The organism is Shewanella abyssi (assembly GCF_023284025.1).
Taxonomy (GTDB): Bacteria; Pseudomonadota; Gammaproteobacteria; order Enterobacterales; family Shewanellaceae; genus Shewanella; species Shewanella abyssi.
This window is the reverse complement of the sequence record NZ_JAKIKR010000001.1, coordinates 258,808-283,682: the sequence shown is the minus strand read 5'-3', so window position 1 is coordinate 283,682 and position 24,875 is coordinate 258,808. Positions and strand designations below refer to the sequence as shown.

Sequence of the window (24,875 nt, the reverse complement as noted above, 5' to 3'; positions counted from 1 at the left end):
GTCGATTTATCTACGAGTGTTTAGTTGCTAAGGAATTTTTTTGAGTAATCTAAAATAGGCTTTTAACGGATTATGATCAGAGCTATCGGTAACAATAGATTCGGTATTTACCAATTCCAAGTCTCTATAAAATATATGATCCACTGAATGAGAAAATACGGTGGTGCGCGAGTCATCCCTAGGAACAGCTTCTATTAGTCCTGCTTTTTGAACCATAGTTAATACATATTTTTCTCTGTCATCGCTCCATGTATTAAGATCTCCTGCAAAAATAATAGGCCCATGGTGTTCTAACATCGCTGCAGCGACAACATTGAGCTGAGCTTGGTAATCCTGAAGGCCTAAGGTGAAATTGATACTGTGAATGTTGACGACCAATAGCTGGCTGCTATCTGACAATTTATAATACGATACCAGTAACGATTTAGGATAGTAAATCAAAGGTTCAGCATGCCTAAAGGCACATGTACTGAGGGGATAGTCTTTCGACAAGTTCATCACTCCCACCGCTTCACCGCCAAAAGTGAACGCCCTGGCTAACACCCAATCTTCTTTCAGCTCATTAACTAAGGATTTTAAATCGTCAGATAGTGTTGCTTCTTGCAGCAATAGCAAGTCAGTTCTATCTGCTAGCTGTTTAAGCACGTTCTGCCAGCCATCATTTTGATGCTTATAGATGTTCCAAGTTGCAATATTGAGATTGCCATGTCTATCTAGCGGTGACGTAGAACTATGTGTGACACATTGAGCAACATCTGCTGCATTAGTATCCCTTGATAACAATGTATCTTGTAGCGGAATTACTGTACTTTGATAAATAAAAAGGGCTATCAATGTCACTAGCAGTAGTGAAAACAAAATGAGCTTACGTAGAATTCTAAACATGATGAGTTATTCTGCTTGTTACTTACATTTACGGTAATCTTTTCATTATAATAGCTTTTACTGCTATGTGGCATAAACATTAGTCGTTGACGACAGTAATGTAGATTAAACTGCAGTGACAGCGCTATTCTCAATCCCCTAAGGCTTCTATTATCAAAGAAAACATGTACCAATTTTATCAATTACTCACCATCGCGGCCGTGTTTGTCTACTGGTTAGTGATCGCAGGGATCAGCGTACGAGTCGTTGTAAAAAGGCGCGCCATTGGCGTCTCTTTAGCGTGGTTAATGATAATCTATATCGTGCCCTTAGGCGGCGCATTCGCCTACCTACTGTTTGGCGAGCTAAATCTGGGGAAAAAGCGGGCTGAACGGGCACAGCAGATGTATTCCCCCTATGAGCAATGGTTTTCACATCTCTATAATGTGCGCCAATATACCCCTCATGTGTCCAGTCTTTATGGGCAATCAATTAGTGCTATATGCGAAAAGCAAATTGGTATTCCAGCGCTTGCAGATAATCAACTTACGCTATTAAACCAGACCAATGAGATCCTTGATATGTTGATCAAGGACATAGACCAAGCAAGTGAATCAATCCACCTTGAGTTCTATATTTGGCAACCAGGTGGTAAAGCCGATGACGTCGCGCAAGCCTTGATTAAATCGGCTGCTCGGGGCGTTACCATTAAATTGCTGCTGGATGCCGCGGGTAGTCGTGCCTTTTTTAAAAGTCACTGGCCAGCAACGTTTAAAAAAGTTGGGATAGCCGTTGTCAATGCACTCGAAGTTTCACCGTTAAGAATGTTCTTTAGACGACTCGATTTAAGGCTACATAGAAAGATAGTCGTCTTAGATAATAAAATAGCCTATACCGGTTCCATGAACCTCGTTGATCCAAAGTATTTCAATCAAGATGCAGGAGTTGGTGAATGGATCGACGTTATGGTTAGGATCACAGGGACGACGGTTCCCATACTAAACAGTATCCATGCGTGGGACTGGGAAGTCGAAACCAGTGAGCGATTTCTGCCGGAACTGCCACAATGTTTAGCGCATGAAAACAATGACATCACAGATTTGGTTCAAGTTATTCCTTCAGGGCCTGGTATGCGCGATGAGATAATCCATCAGGTGTTACTGCAAAGTATCTACCAAGCGCAAAAGAGTATTGTTATTACGACGCCCTATTTTGTCCCAAGTGAGAACCTGCAACTGGCGTTAGTCATCGCAGCTCAGCGTGACGTGCAAGTTGATATCATAGTGCCAGATAAGAATGACTCGCTAATGGTTGAATGGGCGAGCCGAGCCTTTTTCTCAGAACTTCTCGATGCTGGCGTGAATATCCATCGTTTTAAAGGTGGATTATTACATACTAAGTCGGTTGTTATCGATGGAAACCACTGCCTGATAGGGACAGTAAATCTTGATATGCGCAGCTTATGGCTCAACTTTGAAGTGACCTTAGCTGTCGACAACCTCATCTTTACTCAGGAGTTAGAGCGTGTTCAACAAAGTTATTTAGCTGACTCTGATATGGTTTGCCCAAAAGATTGGGTAAAACGCTCATTAGGGAATCGCATAATGGAACGTATTTTTTACCTGTTCAGCCCGTTACTGTAGATAATGACTATGCAATAACGACCTCTCCCCCTATTGTGGCTTACTAAAAACATGAACAAAATCTTTATCATCGGATTACCAAGGACTGGCACCACGAGTATCAGTGTTGCGCTACTCGACTATGGGTTTAACGTTGCCCACACCGCCTATACAAAAAGAGCATTTGAACTAGCTGACGTTATTTCTGACTCGCCATGCTTTTGTGATTATGCCCAATTGGATACGCTTTTCCCCGGTTCTAAATTTGTGTATTTAGAGAGAGACCTTTCGCTTTGGCTACCTTCTATGCAAATGTTAATCAGTAAAATGCGAGTGAATTTAGATCTCAAAAGAGGCATTTTCAATCCAATACTAAAACGCACTTTTAATGACGTTTTTAAGCTTTCAACAACAGCTATCCCAGACGATAGAGAACACTTAGAAAAATGTTACCTGCGACACAAACAAGGTGTACTAAGCTATTTTGCAAACAGAGATGATCTCATTTGTATCGATGTGAGTAAGCCAAATAGCTTAAGTGAGTTACTAAACTTTATTGGGGTAAGTACAGCTTTAGACTCAAAGCAGAACTTCCCTCATCTAAATATTGGTCGGAAAGTCGCGTGCTGGAAAGAGCATAAGCATCCAAATAAAGTTAATTCGAATGCGGCGGGAATAGAGCATCGCAAGTTCTTTGACTACTAGCACTCATTTCCATTCAGACAGCAAAAAGCCCGTTATCTTGCGATAACGGGCTTCTCTATATATGGCGGTGAGCGAGAGATTCGAACTCTCGTTAGGGATAAACCTAAACACACTTTCCAGGCGTGCGCCTTCAGCCACTCAGCCAGCTCACCAATTGATCAATTTTTTTGTGTCTAATCATCACAATAGCTAACAACGTAGCTTACGTTGCCAACGGAGCGCTACTTTACGCAAAAGCTGCAATTGCGTCAAGCGTAATTGTGGCCAACAGTGGTGTTTGCATACTTGCTAACCAAAATAGCGGGATCCATCGCGTTTTTACTCAACTTAGCTTGAATTTGCTGACCTCTTTAGTAACGTTACTTGAGCCTTTAACTAGCTCATTGGTAACAGATTGAAGCTCATTAGCGATAGAGTGAGTTTGTATATAGATCTCACTTATCCTCAGTGCGTTTTGGTTAACCTCTTCCGCTACTGCACTCTGTTCATGTGTCGATGCGGCTATCTGTTCATTCATGCCATCGATAACACCCACATGGTCCACAATCTTTTTGAGATCGGCACTGACCTTCTCTGCTTCTTCAACGCTTTGACTTGCTTGTTTCGTGCCTCGTTCCATTGCAAGTACTGCAATACTAGCCCCTGAGCTTAGTCGCTCTGTCATGGCTTTTATATCACCGGTTGCACTCTGAGCGCGCTGTGCAAGGCTACGTACTTCATCGGCTACAACCGCAAAGCCGCGCCCCATTTCACCAGCTCTGGCAGCTTCAATGGCAGCATTAAGAGCCAATAAGTTAGTTTGCTCTGCAATACCGCTAATAATATTAGACACAGTCACAATGCCTTGAATATCAAGTTCAAGTGCTTGCAGCGCCTGTGCAGACTTGTTCATGTCACTTGCAAGTAAGTTAATGGCTGCACTTGAACGACCAACTTCAGCGTTACCTTCTTGCGCTTCAATGTTAGCCTTTGCAGATGCCTCTGACGCATTTTCGGCATTAATAGCTATCTCTGCAACAGTAGCGCTCATCTCCGTCATTGCGGAAGCGACTTGCTCCACTTCACTGTGGCCAAGCTCGACATCACTTTTTAACTGGGTTGCATGTTGCTCTAACTTCTCTACGGCTTGAAATAAAACCGTCGAATTGTCGGTAACGTGCGCAATGACTTGTTCAAAATCAGCCATCATGCCGTTAAATGCTGTGGCTAATTGACCAAATTCATCATCACTGGTTTGTACTATTCTGACACTAAGGTCGAAATTATCCCGCGCTAAAGTCACTGAACTCTGTACATTGGAAACACTGTCATGGATAAACCGCATGACAGAAATCGACAGCAGCAACACCATACCGGCAGCCAATACCAACACCACTAAGGTTAGATAGAGATATTTATTCGCAACGGCTAACATTAGCTGTGTCTCGTTGATTAAATCACTCGATAACTGCTGTTCAAATTGGCTTAGCAGCTCTATCCGTTTAGTGGCTGTTTGAAACCACAACTCAGGCTGTTGTTGCGATAATTGCAGATTGTTTTGCGCAAAACCGATAGCGCGGTACGCTTCAACCTCTTTAAATGCAGAATTTGTAGTTAACTGCTGAAAACTCGAGTAGTTTTGCGGATCGGTTAACGCCAAGAAACGTTCTTGATAAGCCCCCTGCTCGGACACTAGCGTAATGAAACGGCGATAAGCGCCTGCTTTAAAATTTTCATTACCAAAGGTTGAGCTCAGCACCGCTCGCTCAATTCCCGCACGCTCTTTCAGCTGCAGAAACGCTGCAAATGCGGCGGCCTTGATCGCTATCTGTTGGTTGGCGCCATTTCTTGCTGTTAGGTCGACAATACTGAGTAGCTCTTTGTTCAACTCAGTATAAAATGCGACCTCTTCGGCAACACTAATCGTCACCGCCATGACTTGTCTGCGTATAGCAGCAATATCATTGATTAAATTTTTGCTGTTGTTTATCTCAGTTTTAAAAGTAGCAGGCAGCGGCTGGCTGCTAAGGAATGATTCAAAGGAGTTTATAAGCTTATCGGTGTTTTTATGTTGGGCGGGTAACTTACTTTTAAATGCTGAACCATTGGAGCCAATAAAGCCGGCGCTCATGCCCCGCTCTTTTTGTATTTCATGCACCAAACTACTATTTGCAACGGCTAGCTGGCTCAAAATGAGTACTTGTTCGAGCTCTTTCGTTAACTTGTATTGGTCATTGGCATACAGCCCACCAAAAATGATTGAGGCCAATAAAGAGGGCGCAATTACAATCACAAATTTCTGTTTTAACGTAAGGTTGCCGATCCAATTCCATCTCATTCGTAAGCCTTATTTTAATTTAAATCAATTTGTTGCATAGCATAAACGAAACCGATTTTAGGTAAATAGGCGTTTGAAGTCATTGGCACAAAAAAAGCCTGCGATTGCAGGCTTTTTATACAGGAACACTCAATGCGTGATCTAGATCAACTATTCGCCGAATATGTGACAAAGAGTAACCAAGGACTAAGCATTACCTTTCACCCTCATATTGAGGTTTTTTGCAAAATCTAGCATTCGGTCTAGGGGCTTTAATGCAGCCAATCTTAATGTTTCATCGACAAAAATCTCATGCTGCTGTTGGGCATCACTTTCCAGAGAACTCTCGATAGCCTTTAAGCCATTCATAGCCATCCAAGGACAGTGAGCACAACTTTTACAGGTGGCACCATTACCACCGGTAGGGGCCTCAATTAATATTTTATTTGGTGCAGCTTGCTGCATCTTATAAAAAATACCTCTGTCAGTGGCAACTATAAACTTATCGTTAGCCATTGTTTGAGCAGATTTAATCAGTTGGCTTGTTGAACCTACCGCATCAGCAATTTCAACAACACTGGCCGGCGATTCAGGGTGAACCAACACCGCGGCAGTTGGATGCAATTTTTTTAACTCAATTAACGCTTTGGCTTTAAATTCGTCATGGACAATGCAGTCACCTTGCCACATTAACATCTCGGCGCCAGTCTCTTTTGCAATGTAACTGCCAAGATGACGATCGGGGCCCCAAATGATTTTCTTGCCTTCACTGTCTAGATGCTCAACGATTTCCAACGCAATGCTCGAGGTCACGACCCAATCTGCCCGCGCCTTGACCGCTGCTGATGTATTGGCATAAACAACGACGGTATGATCTGGATGGGCATCGCAAAATTCACTGAATGTTTCAATCGGACAACCAATATCAAGCGAGCAAGTCGCTTCAAGTGTCGGCATTAGCACCGTTTTTTCAGGACTTAGGATCTTAGAGGTTTCCCCCATAAACTTCACGCCTGCAACAATCAGCGTTTTTGCTGGATGATCACGACCAAAACGCGCCATCTCTAAGGAATCTGAGACACATCCGCCAGTTTCTTCGGCCAATGCTTGAATTTCAGGATCGGTATAATAGTGGGCAACTAGAACGGCGTTACGCTGTTTCAATAACTGTTTAATGCGGTCTTTAGATTGTTCCTTTTCTATGTCAGACAAAGGAAGAGGCTTCGCTGGAAATGGATAATCAATACTTTCGATACTAGGGACAAATGCGCTCATACTACAACCAAAGACAATAACTGATTCGCGGAATTATACGGAATAGTTAACCGTTTTAAAACTCTTAAGGGAAATCCAGTACAAAAAAGGTGCTTTATTAAGCACCTTTTTTTTATCTATTCGTAATCAATGCAATGTTTACTGCATTGCAAGCAACATCTCTTGTGGTTGCTCTAAGTACAGCTTCCATAAGTTACAGAAGCGCGCAATAGTACCGCCATCTATCACTCGGTGGTCGCCAGACCAGCTCACTTGCATAATCTTACGAGCCTCAACTTCGCCGGCAGCATTAAATCTTGGTAACACTTGTAATTTACCCAGTGCCACAATGGCGACTTCAGGTTTATTGATGATAGGCGTTGCAACCGTCCCACCCAAGGCACCGATATTTGAAATTGAGATACTGCCGCCTTTAAGATCCGCGGGAGACACTCTACCGCTGCGCGCGGCAGTGGTTAAACGGGTGATCTCTGCTGCCACTTGCAAAATAGTTTTATTTTGCACATCTTTCACATTCGGCACCAGCAAACCCACTTTAGAATCAACCGCCATCCCGATGTTATGGCTCGATAACAATGTTTGCTCTGTACAGTCGGCATTGACACGGCTATTCATGTCAGGAAACTGAGCCAGTGCTAGCGACATCGATTTCATAAAGAAAGGCATCATAGTGAGCTTTAGCTCATCAGTAGAATACTTTTTCTTCATGCTCTCACGCAGAGCAACGAGTTCAGTTAAGTCAAACTCTTCACAATAGGTAAAGTGGGGAATAGTAGACACCGATTCGGTCATCATTCTCGCCATCACAGCGCGTACGCCTTTAATCGGTTCGATGCGATCGCCTGTTGCAACAGTCTGCGTTTCAGAAACATTGCCACTCATTGGTGCAGCAACCGATGGTGCATTGATGCTTGTAGTCACCGGTGCAGATTGATGGCGCTCAATATCCTCTTTAAACACACGGCCATTTTTGCCCGTACCTTTAACTTTGGATATATCAATGTCTAACGTGCGTGCCATACGGCGTACCGCTGGACTGGCTAACGCTTTACCTTGCGGAGCGGGTTCAACACTATTAACAGTGCTAGCTTTTTGCTCTACTGATGTATTTACCGTCGTCGCTACCGCTGGTGCTTCAGCGGCAACTTCGATAGCAAATAACGGCGCATGTACCTGGGCAAGTTGCCCTTTACGGTAATGCAGCTTGGTAATTTTGCCATCTTTCATCGCTGGAATTTGCACCAGTGCTTTGTCTGTCATCACATCAGCAATGGGTTGATCTTCAACCACATTATCACCTTCGCTAACCAGCCATTCAACCAGTTCACACTCAACGATGCCTTCGCCAATATCAGGCAGCAAAAACTCTTCAATGGTGACGTTGGCTATCGTGGTGTCGTTTTGACGCTGATGACTGCTGACCGCTTCTACAACAGCAGGCTCATCAATGACGGCAGCTTGAGCGCCGCCTTCATCAATAACATCAACGGCGTATAGCGGAGCATGCACTTTAGCGATTTCGCCTTTGGCATAATACAATTTAGCGATAGTTCCGGGATAAGGCGCTGGGATCTGCACTAGCGCTTTGTCTGTCATCACATCGGCTATTGGCTGATCTTCAGTGACAACATCACCCTCCTTCACTAACCATTCAACCAGCTCGCATTCAACAACGCCTTCACCGATATCCGGCAGGATAAACTCTTTAATCATGGCGTGCTCCTAAAATTTAACCGATGCTTTAATGGCTTCAAATGTTTTTAAAGCATCAGGCATATATTCTTTTTCATGGATAAGTGGGTAAGGTGTATCCAAACCACAAACGCGCGCAATAGGTGATTCTAGGTATAAGAAGCACTCTTCCTGGATCGTTGCCGCTATTTCACCCGCAAAACCACCGGTTAACGGTGCTTCGTGGTTAATGAGTAATCTGCCGGTTTTCTTAACCGAAGCTGCGATTGTATCAACATCCCAAGGGGACAGGGTACGCAGATCGATAACTTCGCATGAAATGCCTTTCTTTGCCGCCATGTCAGCCGCGTTTTCAAGTATTTCCATCTGAGCGCCCCAGCCTAACAACGTAATGTCGGTGCCTTGGCGGATCACTTCAGCCTTACCCAACTCGATGACAAAGTCACCGTCTCTAACCTCACCAACAGATGCACGGTAAAGACGTTTAGGCTCAAAGAATATAACCGGGTTTTTATCTCTGATTGACGCAATCAGCAAGCCTTTAGCTTGTTCAGCATTACGCGGGATAACCACTTTAAGGCCTGGCGTTTGAGTAAAATAGGCTTCTGGCGATTGTGAATGATAATGACCACCCGCAATACCACCACCATAAGGCGTTCTAAACGTTAAACCGCCTACATTAAACTCATTACCACTACGGTAGCGGAACTTGGCGCTTTCATTGACGATTTGATCAATGGCGGGAAAGATATAATCGGCAAATTGGATCTCAGCAACTGCGGTCATGCCATTAGAGGCGAGTCCATTAGCAAAGCCAGCAATGCCCTGCTCTGTTAACGGTGTATTGAAGCAGCGATCACGGCCAAATTTTTCTTGTAGCCCTGAGGTTGCTCGAAAAACGCCGCCAAAATGGCCAACATCTTCACCAAAAACCATCATTTTTTTATCAGCTTCCATTTCCGAGCTCAGGGCTTCGTTAATGGCTTGCAACATATTCATCTCTGCCACAGCTTATATTCTCCCTGCACTTTTTGGATAGGCTTCTGGATATTTCTTGATATGTGTTTTTAAGTCAGCCAGCTGTTTTTCTAATATTGGCGTTGGCTTGTCATACACATCTTGGATAAGTTCGTCTAAATGCGGTAACGGGATCTTCTCTGCCACTTTAAGTTCTGCTAAGATCTCTTCACGATATTTTCCATAAAGATCGGCATCTTGTTTCTCGTTTAGCCAGCCTTTGTTAATCATCCACAATTTGAATCGTTTTACTGGATCGTGCAGCTGCCATTTAGCTTCTTCATCTTTAGAGCGATAACTGGATGGATCATCTGAGGATGAGTGAGCGCCGAGACGATAGGTCATCGCTTCAATCAATACTGGCTTGTTATTATCGAGTGCATAGGCGCGGGCTTGCTGCGTTGCGGCCAATACCGCCAACATGTCATTGCCGTCAACGCGAATGGTGTGCATCCCGTAACCCGGGCCGCGGCTTGCAATACCGTTACCAGAAAACTGCTCTTCCGTTGGCGTCGAAATGGCGTAACCATTATTACGACAGAAGAAGATAACCGGAGAACTTAATACCGCCGCCATATTGAGGCCGGCGTGAAAGTCACCTTCTGACGCTGCACCTTCACCGAAGTAACAAATAGCGATATTACGCTTTTTTTGCATCTTCAAACTATACGCAACGCCAGTCGCTTGGGGAATTTGGGTTGCTAGCGGCGATGATATGGTCTGGTAATTTAATGCTTGGCTGCCGTAATGGATTGGCATTTGACGGCCTTTGCCTAAATCTTTCTCATTACTAAACATTTGGTTCATAAACTGTTCAGTGGTAAAACCACGGTAGCGAATAGCGGCGTGTTCACGGTACTGGGCTAAAATAACATCGCCGTCATCAAGTGCCGCCGTGCTGCCGATGATTGAGGCCTCTTCACCGGTGCAGGTCATGTAAAAGCTGATCCGCCCTTGACGCTGCGCTCCCAACATACGCTCGTCTAATACTCGGGTAAACACACAGGTATCGTGGATTTTTTTAGCCAGCGCTTCATCTATAACGGGTAATACCGCACTTTCGTATGTCGTGCCATCAGCTTGTAATACTTTAAGGATGGGGATCGCGATGGAGTTCTTATCTAAAAAACTCACACGATGGACAGTCTCAGCATTTGTTGTTGCGTTGCTCATAATGTGCTCTTGTTATTTATGATGCTTGCAAATGTCAAAAGAAGCATCTATCTATTCTAATACGCGGGAAGAACATTACGTTAACGTAAACTAACTCTCAATACTTCCCATCATTCAAAAGACAACTAAGCGCCTCTCTGCATGTATATATTGGTTTACATGCAAAATTATTCAGTTTGAATTTAGTCCAAATTACTATCATCTGCCGTCTTTAACATCAGCACTGTTCGTTGTCCGACTGGCACTTTGGCATTTGGAAAAACAATCGATTCAAACTCATGTTCAATTTTAACGGCTTTACCGCCCTCTTGCGCCAGAGTGTAACCTCTTGGAAATGCAGTAAAGTTTTCAACATCGTTAGTAAAGTTAAATTCGAAATCATCGAAGTGTTTATTCACGGAGCGGCATACTTGATAAAGATTAAGACGCTTAAGATCAAATTCTGGCAGTTGTAAATCACGACCCGTCATCAATAGCGTCAACATCTCCTTCAAGGCGATAAAACGGGTCATGTCATTTTGACCCATCGGGAATACTTTGCCTAATTCTATGGTAAAGGCATCCGCGCGATAGTTCTCAGACGAAAAATAGCTAAAGGTCGTCGTCGGTTCATGATGGAATAAAATGGTGTTTACACCGCAAGACTCGAGGAACATGATCTGTTCTCGGCTGTATTTACGGCCCGGACGGTAGGGATAAATAGCAAATTTTTCGTGTTTAGAGCCGCGAATAGCCGTATGTAAATCATAATGAGTACGTTGTCTTTTGCCTGACTGAGAGGCATAAAATCTATCGACGTATTGTTCTAACTTATGCGCTCTAACGCGTTCAGGGTTACAAAGCCCTTCACCACGGGAATGCGCACCATTAAATAGCCGATTCAGGTTCTCATCGATGAACCGAGTGCCATTATGAATCGCTGCGGGGTTACCGATTAAAAACATCACCCGATGCTGCAACGTTAACTCTTCTGACAGGATTTGCGTTATAAGTGAATTACACAGCTCAATAGGGGCGGTTTCATTGCCGTGTACAGCACAAGACAACACAATATCTTTACTGTGCTTAGCGTGCATAGGCTCAAATACAATAACGCCAGTGTCCCAAACTTCAACGTGAGTGTGCGATCCTAAATCAAATTCAAAACTCTCAGGAAGATATTGTGGGTGCGCCAGCGTTAGCGCTAAAAAATCCTTGGACTGCTTCAATTCGTGAAACACAAACTACTCCTTATTATGCTTGTCAGTTCGCTCAGTGATTGCCTGTATGCCTTACAGAACCTATCCCCCTAGGCGATATTGCATTGAATACTAGCATAAAACACAGTCTGTTAAGGCAACGAATTTGACCGCTTAGTTCAACAAATAGTCAGCTAGTTAAAATTGTGCTTGCAATGATCAAAAAGATAAAACACAATGAGGACATCTAGCCATCCAAACGGCTAACAAGTATTAAGGAGTCAACATGGCTTACGCTACATTCGGTGCGGGTTGTTTTTGGGGTGTTGAGTATTTTTTCAAACAAGTTGACGGCGTAACCGACTGTACGAGTGGCTACATGGGCGGCGATGACCAATATTCCTCTTATACTGAAGTCAAAGGTGGGATGACAGGCCATGCTGAAGTGGTCCAAGTTGAGTTTGACTCCAGCAAAGTATCTTATGAAACGTTACTCGATATTTTTTGGTCAAATCATAATCCCACGACGCACAATCGCCAAGGCGAAGATACAGGCAGCCAATATAGAAGCTGTGTATTTTTCCATGATGTCAGCCAACAAACCCAAGCGATAAGCGCAAAGCTTGCGCTAATAGAAAGTAGCAAGTGGGGAGATAAGCAGATAGTGACTGAAATAGTCCCAACGCAACAGTTTCATGAGGCCGAAACTTATCATCAAGATTACTTGGCTAAGAACAACTTACCGAGTTGTCACATCAGCTTCTAAATATTGCTTAAATATCGCTATAAAAAAAGGCGCCAATTACGCGCCTTAATTATTGTTTGTGATGTAAATTTAGTTCGCTAATGCTTGCTCAACAATAACTTCAGCATCTTTGAGCAACTGTTGTAAGTGTTCTTGGCTGACGAAACTCTCACCATAAAGCTTAAACAATGCTTCAGTACCCGATGGGCGCGCCGCAAACCAACCATTGTCGGTAACGACTTTTATGCCGCCTATTGCAGCCCCATTACCCGGAGCATGTGTTAGCTTCTGGGTAATCACATCGCTTGCAAGTGTCATCGCTGCTATTGAATCAACCGTTATTTTAGCAAACTTAGCTTTGTTTTCTAAGCTAATGGGGCTGTCTATGCGCTGATAAAAACTCTGACCAAACTCACCTTCTAGTTCCAGATAACGCTGTTGCGGTGTTTTGCCGGTAACGGCTAAGATCTCTGCGGCTAATAAGCACAAGATAAAGCCATCTTTATCGGTACACCATGTACTACCATCGAGTCTTAGAAATGCCGCTCCAGCACTTTCTTCGCCGCCAAAGGCAAACGTACTGTTGGCCAGACCATCGACAAACCATTTAAAGCCGACAGGCACTTCAGACATGTGTTTATCATGCATAGCACAGACTTTATCTATCATCGCACTTGAGACTAATGTTTTACCAATGACCATATTGTCGGTCCAATTGGGACGATGAGTCACAAGGTAATCGATTGCAACGGCGAGAAAATGGTTTGGATTCATCAAGCCACTGCCAGGACATACGATACCGTGTCGATCAAAATCAGGATCATTAGCAAAACATAGATCGTATTGCTCTTTATGCGCCAGTAGACCCGCCATAGCATAAGGAGAGGAGCAATCCATTCTGATCTTGCCATCTTTATCCAATGGCATGAAGCTAAAGCTCGGGTCGACCTTGTTGTTGACTATCGTAATATCGAGACCATATCTGTCCGCAATTGGCTGCCAGTAATGAATACCGGAGCCGCCAAGAGGATCGATGCCTAGATGCAGTTTCGCATCGGCAATGGCCGACATATTAATAACGCTTGCAAGGTCGTTGACATAGGGCGTGATCAAATCTTCAGCAATGACGTACTCAGTTTGCAACGCTTTATTGTAATCAATCCGTTTAACGCCCACTAAGTCATGGTCTAAATATTGGTTTGCTCTATTTTGGATCCAGTTGGTGATATCCCCTTCAGCGGGTCCGCCATGGGGAGGATTGTATTTAATCCCACCATCTTGAGGTGGATTATGTGAAGGCGTTACGATGAGACCATCGACCAAACTTTTATCACCCTGCTGTCTATTAGCACAGACAATAGCGTGGGAGACGACTGGAGTCGGAGTAAAACCGTCATTTTCATGAACAGCCACAGTCACTTTGTTGGCGACTAAAACCTCAATAACTGAGATGGCTGCGGGTTGTGATAGTGCATGGGTATCAATACCCAATATTAACTTGCCTGTTATTCCAGCATCGATACGATAATCTGCTACCGCCTGAGAAATTGCTAAAATATGGGCTTCGTTAAAACTACGCTTAATGGCACTACCACGATGGCCCGATGTGCCAAAGGTGACCTGCTCTGTCACCTCTTTGACATTAGGGCTTAACCGATAATACAAACTCACCAATTTAGATATATTGACCAAATCCCTTTGTTCAGCAATCTGTCCCGCTCTTTCATGAATAGCCAAAAACTAGCTCCTTTAGTTAGCGTTAATAATCGCTATTATACTTTGTCGGTGATAGCGACAACTTGTTCATCGTCGGTACCAAATTGGGTTAATACTTCAGACAAAATTGTGCGTTTCTTAGCGGTGTTATTGTTGGTGGTCACCCAAAAGCCACTATTGCCGATCTCTTTTGGATTAGCAGACTTACTTGCTTTTAGCAGCGCATCCTTTGACGTTGCAAAATACAATCTGTCACGTCCTTGGATCTGCAAAACTTGTTCAAACTGGCTCTTTGATGTCTGATATACCGTGTCTAGAATAAACAGGAATCGTCCTACAGCGCCTTTTTGCGTCGCTAACTGATCGGCATCGATTAATTCAGCAAAGTCTGTAACCGTACTCGTTTTGACTGCACTTGTTTGTTTAATAACTTTTACAGCGTTATCGTCACTTTCTAAACTTGGGTGACTGATCGTTTCAGGTTGAGCTTGCGTAACGGCATCGACACGCAGGCCTAATATTCGACGTAAAATATCTGAAGCACTTTCACCAATCTGTTCAGTTTTGCTGGCAATGTGGCGATAAAGCTCTTCATCAACCTCGATATATTTCATAACGGTTATCTTCCTTACGTAGAAAACTGGGATCGGTGTTATATATTGCTCCCAGTGTAGCGAGGTTTAGGGCCTTGATAAAGCATCAATAATTGAAAACTGCGATCCAAATTAGAAAGAGAGCCTTGTTAGCGAACTAAGCGGTTAATAATGCGCCAAAGAGATGATATTTTTATAGGCTTACTTGGATTATAAACAGGATACAGGCACAATCTTGCACCATTCGATCTTTTAGGCGGGCATAAAATGCACTATACGACCCATGGCAGCGGACCTGTTGTCATTCTAATCCACGGGCTATTTGGCGACCTCGATAACCTAAAGTCTCTTGGGAAAGCCTTAGAAGATTGCTTTACTGTGGTGCGAGTCGATGTTGCCAACCATGGCAGTAGCAAACACGTCTCTTCGATGACCTACCCATCATTAGCGAATGACGTAAAACAGTTACTAAGCACGCTCAACATAACCGATGCCATCATGGTGGGACATTCGATGGGCGGCAAAATAGCCATGGCAACCGCGCTCATCTATCCACAATGTGTCAGTAAGCTGGTTATTGCCGATATAGCACCCGTTGCCTATAACGGCCGTCATGACAAAGTATTCAATGCACTTGAAACTATGCCATTAAGCTCCATTAGTGGTAGACGTGATGCGCTTACGCATATGCAGAGTTTAGATATTGATGATGGTACAGCGATGTTCTTGATTAAATCGCTTAAACGAACTGACACTGGCTTTGAATGGAAGATGAATCTAGCAGGGCTAAAGCAAAGCTATGATGACATCATCAGTTGGCCCAAATTTACCACTCAATATACGGGTCCATGTTTATTGATCCGTGGCGGCGACTCAGACTACGTCACATCAGCCCATCGAAGCGCTATAATTGAGCAATTCCCAGCAATAAAAGGCAAGACTATTGAAGGTACCGGCCATTGGTTGCATGCACAAAAATCAAACATTTTTAACCGTGTAGTAAGAGATTTCCTCATCAGTAATTGACTTAGGTTTACGGCTAATATGATGTAAAGCGTATAGCCGCTTTAAAACTTATATGGTATATTCGCGCCACTTTTTTTGGCCAGAAGGAATGGTAGATGTTGATGCAACATATGGAACAGATTGAAGCCTTAGGCTTAAACCTGTTTTTTGCAGCCATTTTCTTTTTTATTGGTATGGCCATTCACGATGTACTAAAGCAGGGCCAAGTGCCTAAGTTTGGTCGATTTATAGTGTGGTTAGTTTTATTTCTCGGCTGTGCCGGGTTTATAGCAAAAGGGATTATACAGATGACCTGGGAAGGCATCGGTTAAATTAGACTCAATGGCAAAAGAAACATCAGATAGAACCACCATTGATCTGTTCGCAACAGAAAAACGACGTGGTCGTCCTCGTAGCAATCCATTGCCGCGGGACCAGCAGCTAAAAATTAATAAAAGAAATCAGATCCAACGCGACCGAGCGAACGGATTAAAGCGAATAGAGTTAAAGGTGTCACAAGATTTGTATGACGCCTTGAATGAACAGGCAATGGCCAGTAAAATCAGCCGCAGTCAGTTAATTGAATTAATACTGCAAAAGCAAGTAAGTGATTAAACGCTTTTACAGCACGCATACCTTAAAGTGAACTAGATATTAAAGGAACAACAATGGCTACAGTAGGTCTTTTTTTCGGGTCTGATACAGGCAACACCGAAGCCGTCGCCAAAATGATCCAGAAAAAACTGGGTAAAAAAATGGTTGAGGTGAAAGATATCGCCAAAAGTACCAAAGAACAGATTGCAGATTATGATCTGCTTCTTTTCGGGATCCCAACTTGGTATTACGGTGAAGCACAATGTGATTGGGATGACTTTTTCCCAGAACTTGAGCAAGTCAATTTTGAAGATAAATTAGTTGCCATATTTGGTTGTGGTGACCAAGAGGATTACGCTGAGTATTTCCTCGATGCCATGGGCATGGTTAACGAAATCGTTGAAGGTCGTGGCGGTATTGTGATTGGTCATTGGCCAACTGCAGGCTACGATTTTGAAGCGTCAAAGGGTTTAGTTGATGACAAGCACTTTGTCGGTTTAGGTATTGACGAAGACCGTCAACCCGAACTTACCGAAGAGCGTGTAGACGCTTGGGTTAAGCAGATCTATGAAGAGATGTGTTTAGCTGAACTAGAAGATTAATAAACGCGTCATTTTAATCATCTCTAGCATCAAAAAACGGCATTTATGCCGTTTTTTGTATTTAAAGACAAAATGACAAATGCGCTAACGTAAGGTAGTAATACATTGACTCATTGTGAGGTTAAACCGCTAAAAGCCACGAATCACTGGGATATATTTTGCTGTGTGGTCGATAACTATGGTGACATAGGGGTCACGTGGAGACTTGCGAAACAACTGACAAATGAATACCAATTTAATATCACCTTATGGGTTGATGACCTGAAAAGCTTCTGCCATATTTTGCCGCAACTGGACCCAAGTCTAAACAGCCAGCAACATAGCGGTGTTCACATCAATCTCTGGGCAGACCCTTTACCTGTGCGCTATCAGGCTGCTGACGTCGTTATCGAAGCGTTTGCCTGTGATCTGCCCGGCAGTGTTGTGGAAGCAATGCATGCGCAACATCAGGCTCATAAGCGAGATAACAGCACCCCGGCAGCTCCAGTGTGGTTGAATTTGGAGTACTTAAGCGCTGAATCTTGGGTTGAAGGTTGCCATGGCCTGCCCTCGATGCAAAATAACGGCCTTAAAAAACACTTTTACTTTCCAGGTTTTACGCCTCAAACCGGTGGTTTAATTTGCGAAAAAGACACACTAGACAAGCGTACTGTGTGGCAGTCTAATCGTCATAATCGTCGTCAGTTGTTCAGTAAGCTTGGCCTGAGTAATATTGATGATAACGATACAGTGATCAGTGTTTTCAGTTACGAGACTGCTTCCTTACTTGGTTTATGCCAATTATGGATGCAGTCAACTAAACGGATCCATGCGCTTATCCCCCAAGGCCGCAGTTTAAACAGTCTAACATCACTGCTGCCCTGTGCTATCGCTGAACTGAGTGCTGGTCAGCAGATCGTCCATGGCAATCTTACTCTGCATATTTTGCCGATGACCGATCAGCAAGGTTACGATCAACTGCTGTGGAGTTGTGACGTTAATATTGTTCGCGGTGAAGACTCTTTTTTACGCGCACAATGGGCCGCTAAACCGTTTATTTGGCATATTTATCCTCAAGACGATGATTATCATCTTGAAAAATTAGCCGCATTTCTGCAAAGCTATTGTGATAATCTCAGCCCACAAGCGAGCAAGATCTGCCGTTCACTCAATATGGCTTTTAATACCGAGCAAGCTGGTGCGACTGCTGAAGAGTGGCAAAAACTCGATTTTATCCAGCCAGAGATGTCACTTCACGCACAACAATGGCCAATTAACATATTAAATGATGCAGATCTTGCTTCTCGACTAGTTCAATTCGTCAAAAATAGCTAAGATACTGCGTTGAAATAGAAAATCCAAAAATAGGAAATAGTGTAATGAAAACTGCTCATGAAATCCGTCCTGGTAACGTGATCATGTTAGATGGCAGCCCATGGGTTGTACTAAAGACTGAAACAACTCGATCTGGCCGTAATGCTGCTATCGTAAAGTTAAAGCTTAAAAACGTTTTACTTGATTCTACAACTGAAACAACGTTTAAAGGCGATGATAAGTTAGATGACATCATTCTTGAGCGTCTTGACTGTACTTACTCATACTACGCCGATCCTATGTATGTATTTATGGATGCTGAATACAACCAGTATGATGTAGAAGCTGAAAACCTAGGTGACGCTGCAGCGTACATTGTTGACGGTATGGAAGACATTTGCCAAGTGACTTTCTACGAAGAGAAAGCTATTTCGGTTGAGCTACCTATTACAGTGGCTCGTGAAGTGACCTATACCGAGCCTTCAGCTCGTGGTGATACTTCAGGTAAAGTAATGAAGCCTGCGACTATCGCTGGTGGTAGCACGCTAAGTGTTGCTGATTTCGTTAAGACTGGCGATATGATCGAAATCGATACTCGCACTAACGAATTTAAGAAACGCGTTTAGTCTTTAATCGTTTCCAAAAAAGCCAACCTATACGGTTGGCTTTTTTATTGCTTTAAACCGCAATGAATCACTACATAATTCAACTTTAATCCTTCATCAAATACGTTTTAGATGACTTACTGAGCAGCTAGTGGATCAATTAGCCTTTTATTGATTTTGATCAACTAGCGAATAACCTAGTGAACTACAAACTGCAGTAGTCATACATGCTGACCACGGAGCTAGTGACGGCATATGACTCCAGCCAAACATATTGGCACGTGCCAGAATGGTAGATTTGACCATTTCATTGAAAATTAAAGGCTATCTTTGTCATTTATTTTTAGCTATTGTTCAATCAACTAACGTCTTAACTACAATAGACTCATTTTTAAAGCATTTTCGAGGTTTAGATGCGGCCAATTATCAAATCCACCAAATTGGACTCTGTTTGCTACGATATTCGTGGCCCGGTTCATAAAGAAGCGCGCAGACTAGAGGATGAAGGTCATAGGATCTTAAAACTCAACATCGGTAATCCTGCTCCTTTTGGATTTGAAGCACCAGAAGAGATCGTACGTGATGTTATTTTAAACCTGCCAAGTGCTCAGGGTTATTGCGAGTCTAAAGGACTGTTTTCGGCCCGAAAAGCCATTGTTCAGCATTATCAATCTCAAGGGATCTTTGGCGTTGATATCGAAGATATCTACATTGGTAACGGCGTATCAGAGCTCATCGTAATGGCCATGCAGGGGCTACTTAATAGCGATGATGAGGTGCTTATTCCCTCACCCGATTATCCCCTATGGACTGCCGCCGTGCATCTATCGGGAGGCAAAGCCCAGCATTATCGCTGTGATGAGCAGTCTGAGTGGTTTCCTGATATTGACGACATAAAAAGCAAAATAACCCCACGTACACGCGGGATTGTGCTTATTAACCCCAATAACCCCACTGGCGCGGTATATTCCAAACAACTCATTCTTGAAGTCATCGAGTTATGTCGCCAGCACGATATGATCCTATTTAGCGACGAGATCTATGACAAAATTCTGTATGACGACGCTAAGCATATTCCATCTGCAAGTCTGTCGAGTGATATTTTAACCGTCACCTTTAATGGCCTATCGAAGGTTTATCGAGCAGCGGGATTCCGTGTTGGCTGGATGATGCTTACCGGCAACTTAAAGTCCGCTAAAAGCTATATAGAGGGCTTAGATATGCTGGCATCTATGCGCCTGTGCGCTAATGTCCCCAATCAACATGCTATTCAAACAGCGTTAGGTGGTTACCAAAGCATACAGGAACTGGTACAACCTGGTGGCCGTTTGTGTGTCCAACGAGATGCATGTGTAGAAATGCTCAATCAGATCCCTGGCGTCAGTGTGGTTAAGCCGAAAGGTGCGCTATATGCATTTGCCAAGCTAGATCAAAAGAAGTTTAATTTACGCGATGACGAGCGCCTAGTACTGGATCTGTTAAAAGAGAAGAAAATACTCTTAGTGCAAGGTACTGCCTTTAATTGGCCTGAACCTGATCATTTTAGGGTCGTCTTCTTACCCTATAAAGACGAGCTAACCAAAGCACTCGCTGACGTTGGCGAATTCTTAGATGGATACCAGCAATAACTTAACTCATTTAGCGAATAGTCTTTTAAAGCAGCGCAAATAAGACGCGGATTCGAAATTGATTTTTAAAGCACATCGTACTGAGCAATATACATTAAACGACCTACGGGTCGTTTTTTAATGTTTAGATTATGGTAGTCTCAACCAGCCCTCCCTTTGTGTAAGGAATGCAATGAGTCACTTATTTGCCCACTTAGCTAGAATGAAATTAATTCAACGCTGGCCGCTAATGTACAATGTTAGAACAGAGAATGTTCAAGAACACTCCCTGCAAGTCGCTATGGTTGCTCACTCCCTCGCCATAATTAGCAACAAAAAATTTGATGGCAACTACGATCCTAACCAAGCGGCTACCATCGCAATATTCCATGACGCCAGTGAGATCCTTACCGGCGATCTCCCCACTCCGGTAAAGTATTTCAATAAAGAGATTGAAGCTGAGTATAAAAAAATCGAAGCCATTGCTGAACATCGATTACTTGAGATGGTGGCAGAAGAGTTCAAAGAGGACTATCGCCCACTGCTTACCAGTGAGTACGCCGATCCACAATACAAGGCACTGGTTAAAGCTGCGGACACACTTTGTGCTTATTTAAAGTGCTTGGAGGAGCGCCGCGCTGGCAACACTGAGTTTAAAACTGCACAAAAACGTTTAGAGCAGAGTCTTAAAGATAATCCTAATCCCGCTGTAAGCTATTTTATAGAGTGTTTTATTCCAAGCTTTACCCTTGATCTCGATGATATTAATAAATTGCTATAAGTAAATAGGCAGGAACCTCCATGGACAAAAGCCCCTGGCATGAAAGGCGTTTGACAGAAAACAAGCAAAGACGTAACGATCATCGTAGCCCCTACCAACGTGACCGTGCCCGTATTCTTCATTCTGCGGCATTTAGGCGATTACAGGCAAAAACTCAAGTTCTGGGCATAGGCCTAAATGATTTTTATCGGACACGATTAACTCATTCGTTAGAAGTCAGTCAGATCGGCTCCGGTATTCGTGCTCAGCTTAAGCAGAAACACCCTGAGCAAGACCAATTGCTTGATTCTATGAGTCTGATTGAATCTATCTGTCTTGCCCATGATATAGGTCATCCACCTTTTGGCCATGGAGGTGAAGTTGCACTTAACTATATGATGCGCAAACATGGCGGTTTTGAAGGTAACGGTCAAACGTTTAGGATCCTAGCTCGCCTGGAACCCTATACCGAATATTATGGAATGAATCTATGTCGACGAACGTTATTAGGCATACTTAAGTACCCCGCTCCTTATAGTCTGTTACACCGTCAATTGCCATTTAGTGAAGTGAGTCATTTTCGGCAGTTAAAACCATCCGAATGGCCACCCGTTAAAGGATTATTTGATGATGACTTAGAAGTGCTTAACTGGGTACTCGAACCATTATCTATAGCAGATAGAGCCCTGTTTCTTTCTCACTATAAAGTGGATGAATCAAAACATCGACGAACCCAATACAAGTCATTTGACTGCTCAATCATGGAGCTCGCTGATGATATAGCCTACGCAGTTCATGACTTAGAAGATGCAATTGTGATGGGGATAGTCAGCCGGGAACAATGGACACTCGATGTCGAAACTAAACTTAAACAAAGTGACGATGATTGGATTAAAAATGAATTTTCATCTATTGGGGAGCGATTATTTTCCAGTAAACATCATCTAAGAAAAGATGCCATCGGTACTTTAGTCAATGGCTTTGTCACCGCGATATCGATTACCGATGTTGATGGGTTTAGTGAGCCCCTGCTAAAATTTAACGCCGCACTTGAGAGCGATTTTGACGAAGCGTTAGAGATATTAAAACAGTTCGTATATCAGTACGTGATTAGAAAGCCAGAGATCCAGATGCTCGAATATAAAGGTCAGCAAATTGTGATGGAGTTATTTGAGGCGTTCATTTCAGATCCAGAGCGGCTGCTGCCAACCAATACCCAAGCACGTTGGACTGAAGCAAAGGAGCAAGGGCTCAACTGCCATCGCGTGATTGCGGATTATATATCAGGCATGACGGACGAATTTGCCGCAAGGTTACATCAACACCTTTTCAGTCCTAAATCAGGCTCAATGATCGAACTAAACCGAGAGCTTTAATACCCAAACTGCACTGCGGTGATAGATATCGATTGGCAATGAAATCGACTCATTTACAATACTGTCTATCACTTTTTATTTATCTAAAAAGTGAGTTAGGCAGTAAGCTAGACAATGATCCTGTTTTATAACGATGAATTTCAATACCTTGTTTACGCATGTACCTGTTACGAAAATCTCATCAATGGGCATTACCTTTTCATAGCACAATTTAAGCATCAACCGAAGCGCTATAGCGTTAAGTTAGCCGTATTCAGAATGCTAAAACGAGTGTTTATAAAGTATGTATAAACTTAGCGCTCTATTGGGTAGTTCATTGCAATCCATTCAGGTAAACCTGAATGGCTAACGCAGGTAATATTATCCAGCCCCATAATAGACAGATTGGTTAATGCGGTTTGGGCTCTACGTCCAGAGTGGCAGTAGATGTAAATATGATTAAAGCCTTTCAATTCTTCCTGGTGTTGTGACTCAGTCCCAAATGGTATGTTTTGACTACGAGGGATATGCCCTTTTGAATATTCTTCTTTTGTGCGATTATCGATGATTAATGTGTTGCTGTTTTCTTTTAGCCAAACGTTATAAAGTGCATTCATCGAAAAGTCGTTATGAATATAAGCATCCGGATTAAAGTTAATACCGCAGTTAGTATTGGCGGGTACGGCTTCATTGATTTTTTTAGGTAGGTCTAGGTTCAGGTTACTCATGATCTGCAAAAAATCATCGAGTGATTTTTTTTGACCCACCCGGGGATTCCATTGTTTCTCTTCAGCAATCGTTGAGCTTGTTTTACCATTATAATCATGCCCTGGATAAATGACCGTTTCATCCGCCAAACTAAACAGTTTTTTGGTGATGCTATTGTACAAATCGCCTGAGTCACCCTCTTGAAAGTCTGTACGGCCACAGCCCCGGATTAATAAGCAGTCACCGGTAAAAACCATACCATCCACATAAAAGCTCATACAGCCATGGGTATGGCCCGGTGTATTTATTGCCCTGATGTGATGCCCCCCTATAGGAAGTTCATCACCCTCTTTCAGTTCTATATCTATTGATTTGACGGCTGCCGTTTGACTGTAAACAATCTGCGCACCGGTTTTTTGCCGGATTAAACCAGCCGAGGTGATATGGTCGGCATGAATATGCGTTTCAATGATATAAAGAAGCTCGATACCAAGCTCTTCAATATATTGCAGGTCTCGTTGCAGATGCTCTTTAACCGCATCAATAATCACCCCTTCATGGGTTTTTGGGTCTGCCAGCAGGTAGGTGTACGTACAGCTATCTCTATCAAACAGTTGCTTTACATATAAAGGACGCTGGCAGCTTGTGATTAGCATTGTGATTTACCCGTACTCATGTATTCGTTCTTGAAAGTATAGCTAGCGTCTTTAGTATTAATGTTAATAAGTACCAGTATGTCACCCTTAGACTCTGTCATCTGCTTTCGGCACAAAAAAGGCACCTTAATAGGTGCCTTTGCGTTACGGTAAAAATCATTAACTCATAAAGCTGGGAAATAGCCCTTTAACGCCGGCCGCGATAACTTCTATACCGATAGAAAGCATCAATAGCCCCATAAGACGGGTAATTACGTTAATACCGGTGTTGCCCAGTACTTTAAAGATCACTGGCGCCATTCTAAACAGCATGAAACTCAATAAGCCGAAAAGGATAACGGTTATAGACATGCCTATATGATTCTCAAAGGTATTATTCTCAGCTGCAGAGACGATAACGGAACTAATTGCACCTGGTCCTGCCATCAAAGGCAACGCCAGCGGCACAACGGCGACCGACTCCATACCCGAGGCTTCACGATCTTCCTCTTTGTTTCGCTTAACTTCACCAAGTTTGCCTTGCAGCATAGACATTGCAATGATGCAAATAAGCGACCCGCCGGCGATCCTAAAGGCTGAGAGTGAAATACTAAACAAATTTAAAATGTGTTGCCCAGCAAAAATAGTCACCAACAAAATAATAACGACGGCAAAGTTAGCGATTTTACCTGTTTGGTTGCGCTCAGCTTCTGTTTGGTGGCTAGTTAAACCCACAAAAACGGGCAACAATCCAAATGGATTGATGATGGCTATTAACCCTAAAAAAAACTTTACATAAAAAGTTAAATCCAACGTTTTATCCTCTGCACCTTGA

The 24,875-nt window shown here is 43.2% G+C and carries 23 protein-coding genes and 1 tRNA gene; 12 read left to right on the top strand and 12 right to left on the bottom strand.

Annotated elements, in window-relative coordinates:
- Positions 1-27: 27 nt before the first annotated feature.
- Positions 28-885 carry an endonuclease/exonuclease/phosphatase family protein gene (locus L2755_RS01240; protein WP_248978926.1) on the bottom strand — a complete coding sequence of 286 codons (858 nt, stop codon included), beginning with the start codon at positions 883-885 and terminating at the stop codon, positions 28-30.
- A gap of 164 nt (positions 886-1,049) precedes the next feature.
- Between L2755_RS01240 and cls the strand changes: the two genes are divergently transcribed.
- Together cls and L2755_RS01230 are read left to right on the top strand one after the other, a co-directional pair.
- Positions 1,050-2,507, top strand: a complete 1,458-nt coding sequence (cls, locus tag L2755_RS01235; protein WP_248978925.1) for a cardiolipin synthase — start codon at positions 1,050-1,052, stop codon at positions 2,505-2,507.
- 51 nt (positions 2,508-2,558) lie between these two features.
- Positions 2,559-3,191, top strand: coding sequence for a sulfotransferase (locus L2755_RS01230; protein WP_248978924.1), 633 nt, complete (start codon positions 2,559-2,561; stop codon positions 3,189-3,191).
- A 62-nt stretch (positions 3,192-3,253) separates the two neighbouring features.
- Here L2755_RS01230 and L2755_RS01225 read toward each other — a convergent pair.
- The 7 genes from L2755_RS01225 to astE all read right to left on the bottom strand — a co-directional run bounded on the left by L2755_RS01225 (position 3,254) and on the right by astE (position 11,864).
- Positions 3,254-3,343: transfer RNA gene (locus tag L2755_RS01225), tRNA-Ser, on the bottom strand.
- Positions 3,344-3,513: 170 nt separating this feature from the next.
- The gene (locus tag L2755_RS01220) at positions 3,514-5,508 is read right to left on the bottom strand and encodes a methyl-accepting chemotaxis protein (RefSeq protein WP_248978923.1); all 1,995 of its coding nucleotides are present in this window, start codon (positions 5,506-5,508) and stop codon (positions 3,514-3,516) included.
- A 186-nt stretch (positions 5,509-5,694) separates the two neighbouring features.
- Positions 5,695-6,762 (bottom strand): quinolinate synthase NadA, encoded by a 1,068-nt coding sequence (gene nadA, locus L2755_RS01215; protein ID WP_248978922.1) that lies wholly within the window; start codon positions 6,760-6,762, stop codon positions 5,695-5,697.
- Between the two features lie 138 nt (positions 6,763-6,900).
- Entirely contained in the window at positions 6,901-8,475 is a 1,575-nt protein-coding gene (locus L2755_RS01210; protein ID WP_248978921.1) for a dihydrolipoyllysine-residue acetyltransferase, read from the bottom strand.
- Positions 8,476-8,484: 9 nt separating this feature from the next.
- Positions 8,485-9,462, bottom strand: a complete 978-nt coding sequence (locus L2755_RS01205; RefSeq protein WP_248978920.1) for an alpha-ketoacid dehydrogenase subunit beta — start codon at positions 9,460-9,462, stop codon at positions 8,485-8,487.
- 3 nt (positions 9,463-9,465) lie between these two features.
- Positions 9,466-10,644, bottom strand: a complete 1,179-nt coding sequence (locus L2755_RS01200) for a thiamine pyrophosphate-dependent dehydrogenase E1 component subunit alpha (protein WP_248978919.1) — start codon at positions 10,642-10,644, stop codon at positions 9,466-9,468.
- 182 nt (positions 10,645-10,826) lie between these two features.
- Positions 10,827-11,864, bottom strand: a complete 1,038-nt coding sequence (astE, locus tag L2755_RS01195) for a succinylglutamate desuccinylase (protein WP_248978918.1) — start codon at positions 11,862-11,864, stop codon at positions 10,827-10,829.
- A 244-nt stretch (positions 11,865-12,108) separates the two neighbouring features.
- On the opposite strand from astE, the gene msrA reads away from it, so the two are divergent.
- Positions 12,109-12,588, top strand: coding sequence for a peptide-methionine (S)-S-oxide reductase MsrA (msrA, locus tag L2755_RS01190; RefSeq protein WP_248978917.1), 480 nt, complete (start codon positions 12,109-12,111; stop codon positions 12,586-12,588).
- A 69-nt stretch (positions 12,589-12,657) separates the two neighbouring features.
- Here msrA and pgm read toward each other — a convergent pair whose 3' ends face one another.
- Positions 12,658-14,304 carry a phosphoglucomutase (alpha-D-glucose-1,6-bisphosphate-dependent) gene (gene pgm, locus L2755_RS01185; RefSeq protein WP_248978916.1) on the bottom strand — a complete coding sequence of 549 codons (1,647 nt, stop codon included), beginning with the start codon at positions 14,302-14,304 and terminating at the stop codon, positions 12,658-12,660.
- 35 nt (positions 14,305-14,339) lie between these two features.
- Complete coding sequence (gene seqA / locus L2755_RS01180; RefSeq protein ID WP_248978915.1) at positions 14,340-14,897, bottom strand: replication initiation negative regulator SeqA; 558 nt, start codon at positions 14,895-14,897, stop codon at positions 14,340-14,342.
- A gap of 246 nt (positions 14,898-15,143) precedes the next feature.
- Here seqA and L2755_RS01175 point away from each other — a divergent pair, with 246 nt between their 5' ends.
- The 9 genes from L2755_RS01175 to L2755_RS01135 all read left to right on the top strand — a co-directional run bounded on the left by L2755_RS01175 (position 15,144) and on the right by L2755_RS01135 (position 22,718).
- Positions 15,144-15,902: an alpha/beta fold hydrolase gene (locus tag L2755_RS01175; protein WP_248978914.1), complete on the top strand. Its 759-nt coding sequence runs from the start codon at positions 15,144-15,146 to the stop codon at positions 15,900-15,902.
- A 95-nt stretch (positions 15,903-15,997) separates the two neighbouring features.
- A complete protein-coding gene (locus L2755_RS01170; protein ID WP_248978913.1) occupies positions 15,998-16,213 on the top strand; it encodes a DUF2788 domain-containing protein in 216 nt (71 codons plus the stop codon).
- 10 nt (positions 16,214-16,223) lie between these two features.
- Positions 16,224-16,496 carry a LexA regulated protein gene (ybfE, locus tag L2755_RS01165; RefSeq protein WP_248978912.1) on the top strand — a complete coding sequence of 91 codons (273 nt, stop codon included), beginning with the start codon at positions 16,224-16,226 and terminating at the stop codon, positions 16,494-16,496.
- A gap of 53 nt (positions 16,497-16,549) precedes the next feature.
- Entirely contained in the window at positions 16,550-17,077 is a 528-nt protein-coding gene (gene fldA, locus L2755_RS01160; protein ID WP_248978911.1) for a flavodoxin FldA, read from the top strand.
- A gap of 105 nt (positions 17,078-17,182) precedes the next feature.
- Entirely contained in the window at positions 17,183-18,391 is a 1,209-nt protein-coding gene (gene earP, locus L2755_RS01155; RefSeq protein WP_248978910.1) for an elongation factor P maturation arginine rhamnosyltransferase EarP, read from the top strand.
- 44 nt (positions 18,392-18,435) lie between these two features.
- The gene (gene efp, locus L2755_RS01150; protein WP_248978909.1) at positions 18,436-18,996 is read left to right on the top strand and encodes an elongation factor P; all 561 of its coding nucleotides are present in this window, start codon (positions 18,436-18,438) and stop codon (positions 18,994-18,996) included.
- Between the two features lie 392 nt (positions 18,997-19,388).
- On the top strand, positions 19,389-20,603 hold the full coding sequence (locus tag L2755_RS01145) for a pyridoxal phosphate-dependent aminotransferase (RefSeq protein ID WP_248978908.1): 1,215 nt from the start codon (positions 19,389-19,391) through the stop codon (positions 20,601-20,603).
- Between the two features lie 172 nt (positions 20,604-20,775).
- Positions 20,776-21,363 (top strand): 5'-deoxynucleotidase, encoded by a 588-nt coding sequence (yfbR, locus tag L2755_RS01140; RefSeq protein ID WP_248978907.1) that lies wholly within the window; start codon positions 20,776-20,778, stop codon positions 21,361-21,363.
- A 20-nt stretch (positions 21,364-21,383) separates the two neighbouring features.
- On the top strand, positions 21,384-22,718 hold the full coding sequence (locus tag L2755_RS01135; RefSeq protein WP_248978906.1) for an anti-phage deoxyguanosine triphosphatase: 1,335 nt from the start codon (positions 21,384-21,386) through the stop codon (positions 22,716-22,718).
- A gap of 293 nt (positions 22,719-23,011) precedes the next feature.
- On the opposite strand, the gene L2755_RS01130 is transcribed toward L2755_RS01135, so the two are convergent.
- A complete protein-coding gene (locus L2755_RS01130) occupies positions 23,012-24,061 on the bottom strand; it encodes an MBL fold metallo-hydrolase (RefSeq protein WP_248978905.1) in 1,050 nt (349 codons plus the stop codon).
- 159 nt (positions 24,062-24,220) lie between these two features.
- Positions 24,221-24,853: a YchE family NAAT transporter gene (locus tag L2755_RS01125; protein WP_248978904.1), complete on the bottom strand. Its 633-nt coding sequence runs from the start codon at positions 24,851-24,853 to the stop codon at positions 24,221-24,223.
- Positions 24,854-24,875: the final 22 nt, after the last annotated feature.

Bases quoted from the DNA above. Each gene is read 5' to 3' on its own strand.
- L2755_RS01240 (WP_248978926.1), bottom strand. From the start codon at position 885: ATGTTTAGAATTCTACGTAAGCTCATTTTGTTTTCACTACTGCTAGTG.
- cls (WP_248978925.1), top strand. From the start codon at position 1,050: ATGTACCAATTTTATCAATTACTCACCATCGCGGCCGTGTTTGTCTAC.
- L2755_RS01230 (WP_248978924.1), top strand. From the start codon at position 2,559: ATGAACAAAATCTTTATCATCGGATTACCAAGGACTGGCACCACGAGT.
- L2755_RS01220 (WP_248978923.1), bottom strand. From the start codon at position 5,508: ATGAGATGGAATTGGATCGGCAACCTTACGTTAAAACAGAAATTTGTG.
- nadA (WP_248978922.1), bottom strand. From the start codon at position 6,762: ATGAGCGCATTTGTCCCTAGTATCGAAAGTATTGATTATCCATTTCCA.
- L2755_RS01210 (WP_248978921.1), bottom strand. From the start codon at position 8,475: ATGATTAAAGAGTTTATCCTGCCGGATATCGGTGAAGGCGTTGTTGAA.
- L2755_RS01200 (WP_248978919.1), bottom strand. From the start codon at position 10,644: ATGAGCAACGCAACAACAAATGCTGAGACTGTCCATCGTGTGAGTTTT.
- msrA (WP_248978917.1), top strand. From the start codon at position 12,109: ATGGCTTACGCTACATTCGGTGCGGGTTGTTTTTGGGGTGTTGAGTAT.
- seqA (WP_248978915.1), bottom strand. From the start codon at position 14,897: ATGAAATATATCGAGGTTGATGAAGAGCTTTATCGCCACATTGCCAGC.
- L2755_RS01175 (WP_248978914.1), top strand. From the start codon at position 15,144: ATGCACTATACGACCCATGGCAGCGGACCTGTTGTCATTCTAATCCAC.
- L2755_RS01170 (WP_248978913.1), top strand. From the start codon at position 15,998: ATGTTGATGCAACATATGGAACAGATTGAAGCCTTAGGCTTAAACCTG.
- ybfE (WP_248978912.1), top strand. From the start codon at position 16,224: ATGGCAAAAGAAACATCAGATAGAACCACCATTGATCTGTTCGCAACA.
- fldA (WP_248978911.1), top strand. From the start codon at position 16,550: ATGGCTACAGTAGGTCTTTTTTTCGGGTCTGATACAGGCAACACCGAA.
- efp (WP_248978909.1), top strand. From the start codon at position 18,436: ATGAAAACTGCTCATGAAATCCGTCCTGGTAACGTGATCATGTTAGAT.
- L2755_RS01145 (WP_248978908.1), top strand. From the start codon at position 19,389: ATGCGGCCAATTATCAAATCCACCAAATTGGACTCTGTTTGCTACGAT.
- yfbR (WP_248978907.1), top strand. From the start codon at position 20,776: ATGAGTCACTTATTTGCCCACTTAGCTAGAATGAAATTAATTCAACGC.
- L2755_RS01135 (WP_248978906.1), top strand. From the start codon at position 21,384: ATGGACAAAAGCCCCTGGCATGAAAGGCGTTTGACAGAAAACAAGCAA.
- L2755_RS01130 (WP_248978905.1), bottom strand. From the start codon at position 24,061: ATGCTAATCACAAGCTGCCAGCGTCCTTTATATGTAAAGCAACTGTTT.